General features: G+C 71.8%; 14 protein-coding genes. 9 read left to right on the top strand and 5 right to left on the bottom strand.

Features of this window, described 5'->3' with window-relative positions:
* The first annotated feature begins 162 nt into the window (after window positions 1–162).
* The 7 genes from PSED_RS20570 (at window position 163) to PSED_RS20540 (ending at window position 8,461) form a co-directional block, all read left to right on the top strand.
* Entirely contained in the window at window positions 163–1,158 is a 996-nt protein-coding gene (locus tag PSED_RS20570; protein ID WP_013676171.1) for an ABC transporter permease, read from the top strand.
* A 61-nt stretch (window positions 1,159–1,219) separates the two neighbouring features.
* Complete coding sequence (locus PSED_RS20565; RefSeq protein ID WP_013676170.1) at window positions 1,220–2,971, top strand: ABC transporter substrate-binding protein; 1,752 nt, start codon at window positions 1,220–1,222, stop codon at window positions 2,969–2,971.
* A 108-nt stretch (window positions 2,972–3,079) separates the two neighbouring features.
* Window positions 3,080–4,093 (top strand): ABC transporter permease, encoded by a 1,014-nt coding sequence (locus PSED_RS20560; RefSeq protein ID WP_013676169.1) that lies wholly within the window; start codon window positions 3,080–3,082, stop codon window positions 4,091–4,093.
* A gap of 17 nt (window positions 4,094–4,110) precedes the next feature.
* On the top strand, window positions 4,111–5,193 hold the full coding sequence (locus tag PSED_RS20555; protein WP_013676168.1) for an ABC transporter ATP-binding protein: 1,083 nt from the start codon (window positions 4,111–4,113) through the stop codon (window positions 5,191–5,193).
* Entirely contained in the window at window positions 5,190–6,296 is a 1,107-nt protein-coding gene (locus PSED_RS20550) for an ABC transporter ATP-binding protein (RefSeq protein WP_013676167.1), read from the top strand. Before PSED_RS20555 ends, PSED_RS20550 begins: the two co-directional genes overlap by 4 nt.
* 186 nt (window positions 6,297–6,482) lie before the next feature.
* The gene (locus PSED_RS20545) at window positions 6,483–7,592 is read left to right on the top strand and encodes an LLM class flavin-dependent oxidoreductase (RefSeq protein ID WP_013676166.1); all 1,110 of its coding nucleotides are present in this window, start codon (window positions 6,483–6,485) and stop codon (window positions 7,590–7,592) included.
* Window positions 7,589–8,461, top strand: a complete 873-nt coding sequence (locus PSED_RS20540) for an SDR family NAD(P)-dependent oxidoreductase (RefSeq protein ID WP_013676165.1) — start codon at window positions 7,589–7,591, stop codon at window positions 8,459–8,461. Before PSED_RS20545 ends, PSED_RS20540 begins: the two co-directional genes overlap by 4 nt.
* A gap of 9 nt (window positions 8,462–8,470) precedes the next feature.
* Here PSED_RS20540 and PSED_RS20535 read toward each other — a convergent pair whose 3' ends face one another.
* Window positions 8,471–8,845 carry a VOC family protein gene (locus PSED_RS20535; protein WP_013676164.1) on the bottom strand — a complete coding sequence of 125 codons (375 nt, stop codon included), beginning with the start codon at window positions 8,843–8,845 and terminating at the stop codon, window positions 8,471–8,473.
* Window positions 8,846–8,921: 76 nt separating this feature from the next.
* Here PSED_RS20535 and PSED_RS20530 point away from each other — a divergent pair, with 76 nt between their 5' ends.
* Window positions 8,922–9,257, top strand: coding sequence for a DUF3140 domain-containing protein (locus tag PSED_RS20530; RefSeq protein WP_013676163.1), 336 nt, complete (start codon window positions 8,922–8,924; stop codon window positions 9,255–9,257).
* A gap of 28 nt (window positions 9,258–9,285) precedes the next feature.
* Here PSED_RS20530 and PSED_RS20525 read toward each other — a convergent pair whose 3' ends face one another.
* The 3 genes from PSED_RS20525 to PSED_RS20515 form a co-directional block, all read right to left on the bottom strand.
* On the bottom strand, window positions 9,286–9,693 hold the full coding sequence (locus PSED_RS20525) for a DUF5313 family protein (RefSeq protein WP_013676162.1): 408 nt from the start codon (window positions 9,691–9,693) through the stop codon (window positions 9,286–9,288).
* 130 nt (window positions 9,694–9,823) lie between these two features.
* Window positions 9,824–10,018 (bottom strand): hypothetical protein, encoded by a 195-nt coding sequence (locus PSED_RS20520; protein ID WP_103382280.1) that lies wholly within the window; start codon window positions 10,016–10,018, stop codon window positions 9,824–9,826.
* 186 nt (window positions 10,019–10,204) lie between these two features.
* Entirely contained in the window at window positions 10,205–12,337 is a 2,133-nt protein-coding gene (locus PSED_RS20515; RefSeq protein WP_202946300.1) for a putative bifunctional diguanylate cyclase/phosphodiesterase, read from the bottom strand.
* A gap of 125 nt (window positions 12,338–12,462) precedes the next feature.
* On the opposite strand from PSED_RS20515, the gene PSED_RS20510 reads away from it, so the two are divergent.
* Window positions 12,463–13,269, top strand: coding sequence for an SAM-dependent methyltransferase (locus PSED_RS20510; RefSeq protein ID WP_013676159.1), 807 nt, complete (start codon window positions 12,463–12,465; stop codon window positions 13,267–13,269).
* Between the two features lie 68 nt (window positions 13,270–13,337).
* Here the strand turns inward: PSED_RS20510 and PSED_RS20505 are convergent, their stop codons facing one another.
* The gene (locus tag PSED_RS20505) at window positions 13,338–14,309 is read right to left on the bottom strand and encodes an aldo/keto reductase (RefSeq protein WP_013676158.1); all 972 of its coding nucleotides are present in this window, start codon (window positions 14,307–14,309) and stop codon (window positions 13,338–13,340) included.
* Between the last annotated feature and the right edge of the window lie 327 nt (window positions 14,310–14,636).

Raw genomic sequence — 14,636 nt, 5'->3', positions numbered from 1 at the left:
CGGGACATTCGTGTGGAGATGAGGGGAGCCTGCCCTGTGCGCCTTGCGCGGATCGTTATGGAAGAGGAGCTTTCGAGGCCTTCCGCATGATCGGCCACCCGTTAGTGTCACGAATTCGGGAGTGACCGATTCCATCCCGCCGCGCTCCGGAGGACGTGCACGATGACGGCACCGCTCGACGTTCCCGGTGCGGCAGAGCAGGCCGTGCCCGAGGCCGTCACCGCGGGCATGGGTCGCGCGATCGAGGGGCGTTCGCTCTGGCAGATCGCCTGGCGACGGCTCCGCCGGGACAAGGTGGCGCTCGCGGGCGGCGTGGTCATCGTGCTGCTCGTCCTCGTCGCGATCTTCGCGCCGCTGATCGTGCAACTGCTCGGGCACCCGCCGCTGGAGTTCCACTACGACCAGATCGACCCGGACCTGCAGATCTCGCCGGCGCCGTTCGGTGGGATCAGCCGGGAGTTCCTGTTCGGCGTCGAACCGGTCAACGGCCGCGACATCTTCTCCCGCGTCGTCTACGGCGCGCGGATCTCGTTGCTCGTCGCCTTTCTCGCAACGCTCGTCGCCGTCGTGATCGGAACGGTCGCGGGAATCGTCGCCGGGTACTACGGCGGCTGGATCGACTCGCTGATCAGCCGCACGATGGACGTCTTCCTCGCGTTCCCGGTGCTGCTCTTCGCCCTCGCCCTCGCGGGCGTCATCACCGACGGCTCGTTCGGGCTCTCGGGCGACACGCTGCGGATCGTCGTGATCATCGCGATCATCGGGTTCACCAGCTGGCCCTACATCGGTCGCATCATCCGGGGCCAGGCGCTCTCGCTGCGGGAACGCGAGTTCGTCGACGCCGCGCGCAGCCTCGGTGCACGCACCCCGCGCATCCTGCTGACCGAGCTGCTGCCCAACCTCGTCGCCCCGGTACTGGTCTACGCGACGCTGCTGATCCCGACCAACATCCTGTTCGAGGCCGCGCTGAGCTTCCTGTCCGTCGGCATCCGGCCGCCCACCCCCAGCTGGGGCGGGATGCTCTCGGACGCGACGCACTGGTTCCAGATCGCGCCGAACTTCATGCTCTTCCCCGGCCTCGCGATCTTCGTGACCGTGCTGGCCTTCAACCTCTTCGGCGACGGGCTGCGCGACGCGCTGGACCCGCGGGGCCGATGACCGGCACGACGGACAGAGAACGGCACAACGGGTGTTCGAGGGAGATTCGAGGGGTGGTCCGATGAGGCACACGCGAAGGTTCGCGGTGGCGGCCGTCGGCGCGGTGACCGCGCTGGTGCTCGCCGCCTGCGGTGGCGGGACGTCCGGGGGGTCGTCCGGTTCGGGCAGCGGTGGCGGTACCGGTGACGGCAGCATCCACAACCCGTCGGACGCCAAGGGCGGCACCCTGCGGTACGCCAACTCCGGCGACTGGGACTCCCTGGACCCCGCCGACACCTACTACGCGTACTCGTGGAACTTCGTGCGGCTCTACGGCCGGGCGCTGGTGATGTTCAAGTCCGCACCCGGCGCCGACGGCGCGACGCTCGTCCCCGACCTCGCCGAGTCCCTCGGGAAGTCCTCCGACGGCGGCAAGACGTGGACCTACACGCTGCGCAAGGGGGTGAAGTTCGAGGACGGCACACCCGTCACCAGCAAGGACGTCAAGTACGCCGTCGAGCGCTCGCTCGACAAGACCACGTTCCCGAACGGCCCCACGTACTTCAACGACTTCCTCGACCTGCAGGGCTACACCAGCCCGTACGAGGACCCCTCGCCCGACAAGCTCGGCCTCAAGGCCATCGAGACCCCGGACGACTCGACGATCGTCTTCCACCTGAACAAGCCGTTCAGCGGGTTCGACTACTTCGCCCAGCTGCCGGCGACGATCCCGGTGCCGCCGGCCAAGGACACCGGCACGAAGTACAAGGAACACGTGGTGTCCTCGGGCCCCTACATGTTCCAGACGAACGACCTGGGCAAGAGCTTCACGATGGTCCGCAACCCGAACTGGGACCCGGCCACCGACCCCAACCGCAAGGCGCTGCCCGACCAGATCGAGGTGGCGCTCAACGTCAACTCCGACGACATCGACAACCGGTTGATCTCCGGTGACCTCGACGTCGCGATCGAGGGCTCCGGCGTCGGACCGTCGGCGCAGGGCCGCATCCTGGCCGACCAGAACCTCAAGGCCAACACCGACTCGTCGCTGCAGGCCCGCATCTGGTTCACCGTGCTCAACGCCGACGTCGCGCCGCTGGACAACGTCCACTGCCGCCGTGCGGTGATGTACGCGGCCGACAAGACCGGCTACCAGCGCGCCTACGGCGGCGCGACGGGCGGCGAGATCGCGACGAACCTCATGCCGCCGGTCATCCCCGGCGCGCAGCAGTTCGACACCTACCCGACGCCGGGCAACGCGGGCGACATCGCGAAGGCCAAGGACGAGCTCGCGCAGTGCGGGCAGCCCAACGGCTTCACGACGAGCATCTCCTACCGCGCCGAGCGGCCGAAGGAGAAGGCGACCGCCGAGACCCTGCAGCAGTCGCTGGCCAAGGCGGGGATCAACCTCGAGATCAAGCCCTACCCGCTCGCCGACTACCTGAAGCTCTACGCCGGCAAGCCCGACTACGCCAAGGCCAACAACCTCGGGCTGATGGTGTACGGCTGGGGCGCGGACTGGCCCGACGGCTACGGCTTCCTGTCGCAGATCGTCGACAGCCGCACGATCCGGCCCACCGGCGGCAACAGCAACCTGGGTGTGCGTGACCCGGCGGTCGACGCCATCATCGACCAGGCCGTGAACGAGCAGGACACGGCCAAGCGTCAGCAGGACTGGGTCGACGTCGACAAGAAGGTCATGGACGACGCGTACATGCTCCCGGGCATCTGGGCCAAGGGCCTGCTCTACCGCCCGCCGAACCTGACGAACGTGTTCATCACCAACGGGTTCCAGATGTACGACTACCTGGCGCTCGGCACGACGAGGAAGTGACCGGGCAGATGACACGGGCTCGTCCGGGCACGACCGGGAGGTAGGTGAGGGCACCGGTTCCCGTCCGCCCGCGCGCTGGGGCGCGGGCGGACAGGAACCTGCCGGGACATGGCGGTCTACATCGTCCGGCGGCTCATTGCGGCGATCTTCCTGCTGCTGATCGTCACCGCCGCCTGTTTCGTGATCTTCTTCCTGGTGCCGCGCCTCGGCGGCGCGACCCCGGAGGACCTCGCGTCGCGCTACGTCGGCAAGACCGCCGACGTCGAGACGATCCACAACATCGCGGTGCGGCTGGGCTTCACCGAGCCGGTCTACGTGCAGTACGGGCGGTTCCTGCGCGGGCTGGTGCTCGGCGCGGACTACCCGACCGGCCCGACGACCACGCACTGCCCGGCGCCCTGCTTCGGGTACTCGTACCTGACGCAGCAGCCGGTGCTGCCCGAGATCCTCGACCGCCTCCCGGTGACGATGTCGCTCGCCGCGGGCGCGGCGGTGATCTGGGTCGTCGCCGGGGTGTCGACGGGCGTCGTCTCCGCGCTGCGCCGGGGCAGCGTCTTCGACCGCACCGCCATGAGCGTCTCGCTCGCCGGTGTCTCGCTGCCCATCTTCTTCACCGGCCTGCTGACGCTGTCGGTCTTCAGCTACACCCTCGGCATCACCGCGCCGGGCGGCAGCTACACCCCGATCGAGGAGAACCCGCTGCTGTGGGCCTACGACCTGCTCCTGCCGTGGATCACGCTCGCGTTCCTCTACGCCGCCGGGTACGCGCGGCTCACCCGCGCCGGCATGCTCGACACGATGGGTGAGGACTTCATCCGCACCGCGCGGGCGAAGGGGCTGCCGGAGCGCACCGTCGTCGTCAGACACGGGCTGCGGTCGGCGCTGACCCCGATCCTGACGATCTTCGGGCTCGACCTGGGCCTGCTGCTCGGCGGCGCGATCCTCACCGAGTCGACGTTCTCGCTGCCGGGCATCGGGAAGTACTCCGTCGACGCCATCACCAACAACGACCTGCCGAAGGTGCTCGGTGTCGTGCTGGTGGGCAGCCTGTTCATCATCATCGCCAACCTCGTCGTCGACGTGCTCTACGCCGTCGTCGACCCCCGGGTACGGCTGTCGTGAGGGGGGAGGAGCCGGTGATGGCGGAGGACGTGCTGGCCGGCGCACCGGAGTCCGGTCCCGCGCCCCGGCCGTCGGGATCGGGACGGCCGTTCCTCGACGTCCGCGACCTGCGGGTGCACTTCCCGACCGACGACGGCGTCGTCAAGGCCGTCGACGGGCTGTCGTTCTCCGTCGAGCGCGGCAAGCGGCTCGGGATCGTCGGGGAGTCCGGATCGGGCAAGTCGGTGACGAGCCTGTCGATCATGGGCCTGCACAAGCGCGGCTCGGCACGGATCTCCGGCGAGATCTGGCTGGGTGACGACGAGCTGGTCGCCGCCGACCCGGAGCGGGTGCGCAGGCTGCGCGGCGAGACGATGGCGATGATCTTCCAGGACCCGCTGTCGGCGATGCACCCGTACTACACGGTCGGCGACCAGATCATGGAGGCCTACCGGCTGCACAACGACGTCAGCCGGAGGGCCGCCCGCAAGCGCGCCGTCGAGCTGCTCGACCGCGTCGGCATCCCGCGGGCCGACGCCCGCGTCGACGACTACCCCCACCACTTCTCCGGCGGCATGCGGCAGCGGGCGATGATCGCGATGGCCCTGTCCTGCAACCCGCAGCTGCTCATCGCCGACGAGCCCACCACCGCGCTCGACGTCACCGTGCAGGCCCAGATCCTCGACCTCATCGTCGACCTGCAGGCCGAGTTCCACACCGCCGTCGTGATCATCACCCATGACCTGGGCGTCGTCGCCGAGCTGGCCGACGACATCCTCGTCATGTACGCGGGACGGGCCGCCGAGAGCGGGCCCGCCGTCGACGTCTTCACCGAGCCGCGCCACCCCTACACCTGGGGGCTGCTCGGCTCGGTGCCGCGCTGGGACCGCGAGCGTTCCGAGCGACTGCTGCCGATCAGCGGCAGCCCGCCGTCGCTGATCAACGTGCCGCCGGGCTGCGCGTTCCATCCGCGGTGCCCCTACGCCGACCGCAACGGCGACCGCTCGCGCACCGAGCGGCCCGAGCTGGTCGAGGTCGGGCCGCGGCATCTCGCCGCCTGTCACATGGGCCTCGAGGAGCGTGCGACGCTCTTCCACGACGAGATCCGGCCGAAGCTGTGAACGCCCCGGCCGCCGGCGGCTCGTCGTCCCCCGCGGCGCCGCCCGCCACCGAACCCCTCCTCGTCGCCACCGGCCTGCAGAAGCATTTCCCGGTGCGGCGCGGGCTGCTGCAGCGCAAGGTCGGCGCCGTGCAGGCCGTCGACGGGGTCGACTTCGAGGTGCTGCCCGGCGAGACGCTCTCGATCGTCGGCGAGTCCGGTTGCGGGAAGACCACCACCGGCCGGCTGCTGACCCGGCTGCTGGAGCCGACCGCCGGCTCGGTCGTGTTCGACGGCCGCGACATCAGCCATCTCCCGCCGCGGGCCATGCGGCCCCTGCGCCGCGACGTCCAGATGATCTTCCAGGACCCGTACTCCTCGCTGAACCCCCGGCACACCGTCGGGACGATCGTCGGGGCGCCGTTCCGCATCCAGGGCGTCGAGCCGCCGGGCGGCATCCGCTCGGCGGTGCAAGACCTGCTGTCGCTCGTCGGGCTCTCGCCCGAGCACTACAACCGCTACCCGCACGAGTTCTCCGGCGGCCAGCGCCAGCGCATCGGCATCGCGCGGACGCTGGCGTTGCGGCCCAAGCTGATCGTCGCCGACGAGCCCGTGTCCGCGCTCGACGTGTCGATCCAGGCGCAGGTCGTGAACCTGCTGGAGGACCTGCAGGACGAGCTGGGGCTCACCTACGTCCTGATCGCGCACGACCTCTCGGTGGTGCGGCACGTCTCGGACCGGGTCGCGGTGATGTACCTGGGCAAGATCGTGGAGATCGGGGACCGGGCCGACGTCTACGAGCGGCCGATGCACCCCTACACGGTCGCGCTGCTCTCGGCCGTGCCGATCCCCGACCCGCGCCGGGGCCGCTCGCGGGCGCGCATCCTGGTCACCGGCGACGTGCCCAGCCCCCTCGACCCGCCCCCCGCGTGCCGGTTCCACACCCGGTGCTGGAAGGCGCAGGAGGTCTGCCGGACGGTGGAGCCCCCGCTCGAGGAGAAGACCCCCGGCCACCGGGTCGCCTGCCACTTCCCGGAGACCGGCGGGGCGCCGGTGGTGGAACTGGCGGCGCCCGCGCCGGGCGAGGCGGCCGAGCCCGCGTCGTCCCGGCCTCCTGCGGAGTAGGGCCGAGCACGCCGTCACCGCCCGGTTTCCCCGGTCGCCGCGCTGCCCGCAGGCCGAGTGCTGAGCGGGCAACCCGCGCGGTGACCGGGGACGCCGGGCGCCGGGAGAGTTGCGCCGCACCCGCGTCCCGTCTACAACAGGTCATCAACGCTTTAAGGCGGATGCCTCAGCGGGGAGGTCGGACTCTTGCACGTCGGGATCGGAGTGTTCTTCCAGGGGCTCGAACCGGGCCGCGACGACCACGGGGTGCTGCGTGACCAGCTCGCCCTGGCCGACGCGGCCGAGGGCGCGGGCTTCGGCTCGATCTGGACGGCGGAGCACCACTTCACGCGCTACCAGATGATGCCTAACCCGGCGCAGTTCCTGACCTACATGGCAGGGCGCACCACGCGGGCCCGGCTGGGCACGATGGTGATGGTCCTGCCCTGGCACGATCCCGTCCGCGTCGCGGAGGAGATCGCCTGGCTCGACAGCGTGTCGGGCGGTCGCGTCGTGCTGGGCCTGGGACGCGGGCTCGGGTCGGTGGAGTTCGACGGGTTCCGGCTGGACATGGGGGAGTCGCGGACGCGGTTCGTCGAGTACGCGACGGCGATCTCGGAGTCGCTGGAGACCGGCGCCATCGAGCACGACGGCACCCTCTATCGCCAGCCCCGCGCGGAGCTGCACCCGCCCGCGTTCACGACGTTCCGCGGTCGCACCTACGCCTCCGCGGTGTCGCCGGAGTCGGCGAAGATCATGGCGACGCTCGGCTTCGGGCTGATGCTGATCGCGCAGAAGCCCTGGGAGACGACGTTGCAGGAGACGAACGACTACCGCGAGCTGTACCGGGAGGTACAGGGGGAGGAGCCACCCGCACCCGTGCTGGTCAACTTCACGACGGTCGACCGCGACCCCGGCCGGGCCCGGGAGATGCACGAGCGGTTCGCGGTGGGCTACGCGCGCTCGACGATCGACCACTACGAGTTCACCAACCCGCGGCTCGAGCACGTCAACGGCTACGAGTACTACGCGGGCCTGCGACGCAACATCGAGAAGCACGGGCTGGCGCGGTTCAACCGGTTCCTCGCCGACCTCCAGATCGGCGGGACGCCCGACGAGGTCGTCGACGCGACCGTCGACCGGGTCCGGGCGCTCGGGGCGGGCGGCGTCGTCAACGTCCTCGGGTTCGGGGGCATGACCGGCGAGGAGTCCCGGCATACCTTCGAGACCTACGCCCGCGACGTCCTGCCGCGGCTCGCGGCGATCGATCCCGAGCGCGACATCTGCGCGCCCGCCCCGGCCGGGCAGCACGCATGAGCGACGTGGACGGGCAGCAGGTCGCCGTCGTCACCGGAGCCGGCAGCGGGATCGGCCGCGCCACCGCACTGCGCCTGCTCGAGGGCGGGTTCCGGGTCGTCGTCGCGGACGTCAACGAGGCCAACGCCGCCGAGACCGCGGAGCTCGCGGCCGCCCCGGACCGCGTCGTGGTGCGCGCCACCGACGTGCGCAGCGAGGAAGCCGTGGCCGGCGCTCTCGACTTCGCCGTCGAGACCTTCGGGGCGCTGACCTGCGTGGTGAACAACGCGGGCGTCGGCGGGGCGTTCGGCCCGATCCACACGATCGAGAGCGGCGACTGGGACTACACCTTCGAGGTGCTGGTCCGGGGTGTGTTCTACGGGATCAAGCACGCCGCGCGGATCATGCTCGCGCAGGGGGCCGGCGGCAGCATCGTCAACGTCGCGTCGGTCGCCGGGCTCGGCGGGGGGCTGGGCCCGGTGCCGTACTCCGCGGCAAAGGCGGCGGTGGTCAACCTGACGCGGTCGGTCTCGATCGAGCTCGCGCCCGAGCGGATCCGGGTCAACGCCGTCTGCCCCGGCGCCATCTCGACACCGCTGGTGCACCGCGGACGACCCGAACGCGTCGACGACAAGCTCGCCGCCACCCAGCCATGGCCCGGCCACGGCCGCGCCGACCACATCGCGTCGGCCATCGCGTTCCTCGCGGGCCCCGACGCGGAGTTCGTGACCGGGGAGGCGCTCGTCGTCGACGGCGGGCTGACCGCCGCGGGCCCCGGACGGGCGTTCGCCGAACGGCTGAACAACGACCCCGGCCTGCGCGGCATGAGCGGCGTCAACTACGGGTCGACCGGGGTGGCCTCGGTGGTGCGGCACCGGGCGGGCGAGTAGCCCCGCCCGTCACGGGGCCGGCGCGTGACAGACGGCCTCGACGTTGTTGCCGTCGGGGTCGCGCACGAACGCGCCGTAGTAGTCCGGGTGGTACTCCGGCCACACCCGCGGCTCGTGCAGCACCTGCGCGCCCGCGGCCACGGCGGCCCGGAAGAACGCGTCGACCGTCGCCCGGTCGGGCGCCGCGAACGCGAGGTGGCTCTCGCGGAAGCCGGCCGAGTCGTCGGCGCGCGGGCCGAGCCAGAACTCGGGCCGGTCGGTCCCGTACCCGATGACGGGGCCGAACTCGAGCACGCGGCGGCCGCCGAGCGGCGCGAACGCGGCGTCGTAGAACCGGGCGGCCGCGGTGACGTCGGAACACTGGATGGCGACGTGGTCGATCATCGGCACATCCTCGCAGCGCACCCCGACGGTTCCGGTGGCCACGATTCCGGCGCGCGGCGCCGGGGTAGCCCACGGCATGGCAGCGACCGTCGACGACGCGCTGTGGGACGAGTTCCACAGCGTCGTGAACATGACCTCGAAGGAACTCCGCGACTGGCTCCGGACGGACTCGGCCGCGCCGGACTCGGAGACCGAGCCCGACCACGCGGGCACGCCCACGGGGCGCGAGGTCCTCGACATCCTGGGCAAACGGCGCAGCGACCTCACGGCCGACGACGCGCGGGCCATGCAGCGTGTCGTCGACCGGGTGCACGAGCAACGCCGCGACGACCTCGAACCGACCCCGGGCCAGGCGGGCTGGCGGCACCGGCTGATGCGACTGGGGCACGACCCGCTGAAGCCCGCGGGCTGACCCGCCGCGGCCGACGACCGCCCTGCCGTCAGCCACCGCGCTCCCGACGGCGGCGCTCGGCGGAGCGCAGGTCGTCGCGCACGGCGGCGGCATAGCCGACGGGGTAGCCGGCCTTGACCGCGCGGTGCTCGTTGGTCTCGTAGATGTAGACGCTCGACCAGAACAGTCCCATCACCGCGCCGACGCCGATCGCGGCGAGCCGCACCCACGTGGGACCCGGGATCACCACGTAGAGCACCACCGCGAACGGGATGATCTGCACGATCGTGCGGGCGAGATGGCGCAGCATCCACGTGCGCGTCGTGACGTCGAACAGCACCCAGCCGCGGTGCGCCGCCGGCAGCCCCATCCCGAGGGCGTAGAGCAGCCAGCGCAGCGGGCCGGGCCGCCGGATCGGTTCGGCGCCCTCGTCGAGCCAGTCGGTGCGCTCGTTCATGTGGGCACCCGGCCGATCTGCCAGCGCGGCCTCCCGTGGGTCGCGTCCGCGTCGGGTACCCGGCGCGGCACGCCCCCATCCGCTCGCGGGCGGGTGCGCCCACGGCCGTCGGGGAGGGGGCCCGGCGGCCTCAGATCTCGTGCGCGGCGTCGTACCCCAGGTCCCCGTCGGGGTCGACCTCCCGGCGCGGCATCGGGACCGCCCCGCCGGGACGCCGCCCGGTGCGGCTCGTCGGCAGGTTGAGCACCGACTTCATCTCGTGGGCGAGGTCGTAGGCATAGTCGCCCGAGTACTCCGAATCCCCCGACACCATCGTCTCCTTCACGCTCACACCCGCAAGGGCTTTGACGCTCCGTGACCGACGCCATCCGGACGGTGCAGGAAAATCATCGCTCGATCGGACCGCCCGGGCAACGACGTTCAACCCTCTGGAGGCGTGCGGCACACGAACAGGTGATCATCGTGGTGATCGCGTGCAGGCGTCCCGCGGACGCCGTGCCGCCGCAGACGATCAGCGTCGCGGCCGCGTGCGGCCCAGCGCGGCGACGACGGCGTCCCACGGCGCGGGGCGCGCGTAGAGCCAGCCCTGCGCGGTGTCGCAGCCGGCGGTGCGCAGCCGTGCCGCCTGGGCCGGTGTCTCCACACCCTCGCCGGTCACCGTCAGCCCGAGCGCGTGGGCGAGCGCGACGAGGCTCGTGACGATCCGGCTCGCACCCGCCGTCGGACTGCGCAGCCCCTCGACCAGTACGCCTGCGAGCTTGAGCGAGTGCAGCGGCAGCCGGGGCAGGTAGCCGAGGTTGGAGTACCCGGTGCCGAAGTCGTCGACGGCGATGCGGATGCCGAGATCGGCGAGCGCCCCGATCGCATCGACGGGCCGGCCTGCGGGGCCGAGCAGCGCGCTCTCGGTCAGCTCGAGCTGCAACAGGTGGGGCGGCAGTCCGGTGTCGGCCAGGATGTCGGCGACGTCGGAGACCAGCGCGGGATCGTGCGCTTGACGGACCGCCAGGTTGACGCTGACGAACAGGTCGGCGCCGGGATTCTCGGCGTTCCACCGCGCGGCCCGCCGGCAGGCCTCGCGCAGCACGTGCCGGCCGAGGGGGACGATCGCGCCGGTCTCCTCGGCGACCTCGATGAACCGGTCGGGGCCGAGCCTGCCCAGCGTCGGATGGTCCCAGCGCACGAGGGCCTCGACGCCCGCGACGGCCCCGTCGTCGAGCCGGACGATCGGCTGGTACTCGACCTCGAACTCGTCGCGCTCCAGGCCGGCGGCGAGGGTCGCGGTGAGGGTGAACCGGGTCATGTCGAGGGCCGCGCGTTCGGGGTCGTACTGCGCCCAGCGGGCGCGGCCGTCGGACTTGGCCCAGTACAACGTGACGTCGGCGGCCTTGAGGACCTCCGCGGGCGTCGTGTCGTCGACGTCGGTCTCGACGACGCCGATGCTGGCGGTGACGACCAGCCGGTGCTCGTCGACGTCGACGGGGGAGGCGAGCGAGGCGAGGACGAGATCGGCGACGAGCGCGACCTCGCCGGGCGGCGGGTCCTGCACGAGGATGACGAACTCGTCGCCGCCCATGCGCCCGACCAGGTGCCCGCGCTCGGCGACGCACTGGTGCAGCCGCGCGGAGATCGCGACGAGCAGCTTGTCGCCGATGCCGTGGCCGAGCCGGTCGTTGACGATCTTGAAGTTGTCGACGTCGAGGTAGCAGACCCCGATCCGCCCGCCCGGGCGGGAGAACAGCTCGGCGAGCCGCTCGTTGACCATCGTCCGGTTGGGCAGCCCGGTCAGCGGGTCGTGCAGGGCCTGGTGGCGCAGCCGGTCCTGGAGCTCGTGGCGGGTCGTGGCGTCCTCGGCCATCGCGACGGTGTAGAGCGGATCACCCTGCGCGTCGCGGATCAACGACGCCGTGAGGTCGGTCCAGACCATCCGCCCGTCGCGGTGCCGGTAGCGCTTCTCCACCCGGGCCTGCTCGCGCTTGCCCTCGATGATCTCGGCGTAGAGCTCCCACATGCCCTGCGCGTCGTCGGGATAGACGAAGTCGGCGACGTTGATCCGGCAGAACTCCTCGACGGTGTAGCCGAGCATCGACGCGAATGCCTCGTTGGCGTCGACGATGCGGCCGTCCATGTCGGCGATCCCGATGCCGATCCCGGAGTTCTCGAAGATGGCCCGGAACCTGGCCTCGCTCGACAGCAGCGCGTCCTGGGTCTGCTTGCGCGCCTGCACCTCCGCCTGGCGGACGGTCTCCTGCTCGTCGAGGATCCGGGCGCGCATCCGGGCGACGTAGCCGGCCACCACGGCGGCCGTGACGTCACGTGCCGCGACGTCGGGTGACGGGGCGCCGCGCTCGGCGGCGACGGCGGGCAGGTGGGCGGTGAGCGCCGAGACGGTGGCGGGGAGGTCGTCGCGGTCGAGCAGGTCGGTGTCGACGAGCGCGGCGCCGACGTCGTGCGCGCACCGGGTGTCGACGGGCCGGACCGCGGCGGCCCCGGCAAGACGCAGTGCCGCCCAACGCGTGAACCGATGCAGCTCGACGTGGCTCATGGGCCGGTAGACCGGGCGCGCCAGAGCGGCGGCCCATGCCGACACGAGGTTCTCGATCGCCGGTGCCGGGGACCGCGGGGTTGCCCGGTCCCCACCGATCACCTGGCGGAGCATACGTCCGTCCGGCGACGTGACCCGGCCGTGTCATTCCGTCGGGTGAAGGGTTCGCCGTACGCTCGTCGCGCTGTGTGGAGATCCGCAACACCCGGTGTGGAATGTGGGGGATCATGAGTCGGCCGTCGTGGGCACCGCTCGACATCGACCTGGACCGCCCCAGCGGGGCGCGGGTGTACGACTACTTTCTCGGCGGGGCGCACAACTTCGCGGTCGACCGCAGGCTCGCGGAGATGATCGCCTCGATGACGCCCGACATCGGCGACACCATGCGCGCCAACCGGGCCTTCCTGCGCCGGGCGGTGGGCTGGCTCGTCGAGCAGGGGATCACCCAGTTCCTCGACCTCGGCTCCGGCATCCCGACCGTCGGCAACGTGCACGAGGTGGCCCAGCACGCCGACCCGGCGTGCCGCGTCGTCTACGTCGACGTCGACCCCATCGCGGTGTCGCACAGCCGCGCGATCCTCGAGGGCGTCGAGGGGACGGCGGTCGTGCAGGCCGACGTGCGCGACGTCGAGGACATCGTCTCCGACCCCGTGGTCCGCGGGCTGCTCGACTTCACCCGGCCGATCGCGGTACTCGTGCTGGGCGTGCTGCACTTCGTGCCCGACTCCGACGACCCCGCCGGGATCGTCGGCCGGCTCCGCGACGCGGTGCCACCGGGCAGCATGCTGGCGCTGGTCAACGTCACCCATGAGGACCAGCCGCCGGAGGTCATCGAGGCGCAGAAGCTCTCGTCGCGGACGGGCACGCCGATCTTCCTGCGCTCGCGCGCCGAGCTGGCCGCCCAGTTCGACGGCTGGACCCTCGTGGAGCCCGGCCTGGTGCACCTGCCGCTGTGGCGCCCGGAGGTCCCGCTGGCCGACGGCGAGCGCCCCGAGCGGTTCGGGGCGCTCGCCGGCGTCGCGCGCAAGGACTAGCCGGCCGCGCGCAAGGACCAGCAGCCTGCGGCGCCGTCCTCGCCTCACTCACGGGCCGGGGCCTGCGGTCAGCGGAAGCCGGCCACCGGGTGCGGGACGTAGGGCTGCTCGAGGCGCTCGACCTCGGCGTCGTCGAGGGTGATGTCGACGGCGGCGATCGCGTCCTGCAGGTGCTCGAGCTTCGTCGCTCCCACGATCGGGGCGGCGATGCCGGGCTTGCCGAGCATCCAGGCCAGCCCGACCTGGGCCATCGAGATGCCGCGGGCCTGCGCCACCTCGGAGACGCGCTCGACGATCTCGCGGTCCTCGTCCTTGTAGAGGCTGCGGCCGAACTCGTCGGTGCGGCTGCGGGCGCTCTCGGTGTCCCACGGACGCGCGAGGCGGCCCCGGGCGAGCGGGCTCCACGGGATGACGCCGATGCCCTCCTCGACACAGAGCGGCAGCATCTCCCGCTCCTCCTCGCGGTAGAGCAGGTTGTAGTGGTTCTGCATCGTCGAGAACCGGGTCCAGCCGTGGGTGTCGGCGAGGTGGAGCGACTTCGCGAACTGCCACGCCCACATCGACGAGGCCCCGATGTGCAGGGCCTTCCCGGCGCGCACGACGTCGTGCAGCGCCTCGAGCGTCTCCTCCATCGGGACGGTCGGGTCGAAGCGGTGGATCTGGTACAAGTCGACGTAGTCGGTGCCCAGCCGGCGCAGGCTGTGGTCGATCTCGGTGAGGATCGCCTTGCGGGACAGCCCGGCGCCGTTGGGCCCCGGGCGCATGCGCCCGTGGACCTTCGTGGCCAGCACGATCTCGTCGCGGTCGGCCAGCTCCCCGAGCACCCGGCCGACGATCTCCTCGCTGGTGCCGGCGGAGTAGACGTTCGCCGTGTCGAAGAAGTTCACGCCGGCCTCGAGCGCTGCCTTGATCAACGGACGTGCGGCGTCGTAGTCGAGGCTCCAGGCGTGGTTGCCGCGGTCGGGGACACCGAAGCTCATGCATCCCACGCAGACCGGCGAGACGTCGAGCCCGGTCGAGCCCAGTTTCACGTACCGCATCGGGTTCCTCTCGTGTGACGGTGCCGTGTGGCGGGTCGCCCCGAGCCTTCTCCGGTCGGGCCGCCACGACCACCGCGTGCGCGCCGGATGTCGTGTGACCTGGCGCGGGGCGCCGGACGGCCCGGCACGGACCCGGCGCTCCGCCGGGGTGCCGGCCGTCGTAGCGTGGCGGCATCCGTTCCCCGGCCGCACGTCCCGTCCTCGCCGCGCTCGCCCTGGCTTGCGCGGTCGCGGTCGCGGCCGGGTGCGCGAGCCCCGCCCCGCAGGACCCACCGCCGTCCGCGACCACCGCCGCGACGGCGAGCGCGCCGCCGCCGCCGACCGTCG

It is taken from the genome of Pseudonocardia benzenivorans CB1190, assembly GCF_000196675.2.
Taxonomy (GTDB): Bacteria; Actinomycetota; Actinomycetes; order Mycobacteriales; family Pseudonocardiaceae; genus Pseudonocardia; species Pseudonocardia benzenivorans.
Note: the sequence above shows the minus strand (reverse complement) of the source record. Positions and strands in the feature narration are given on the sequence as shown.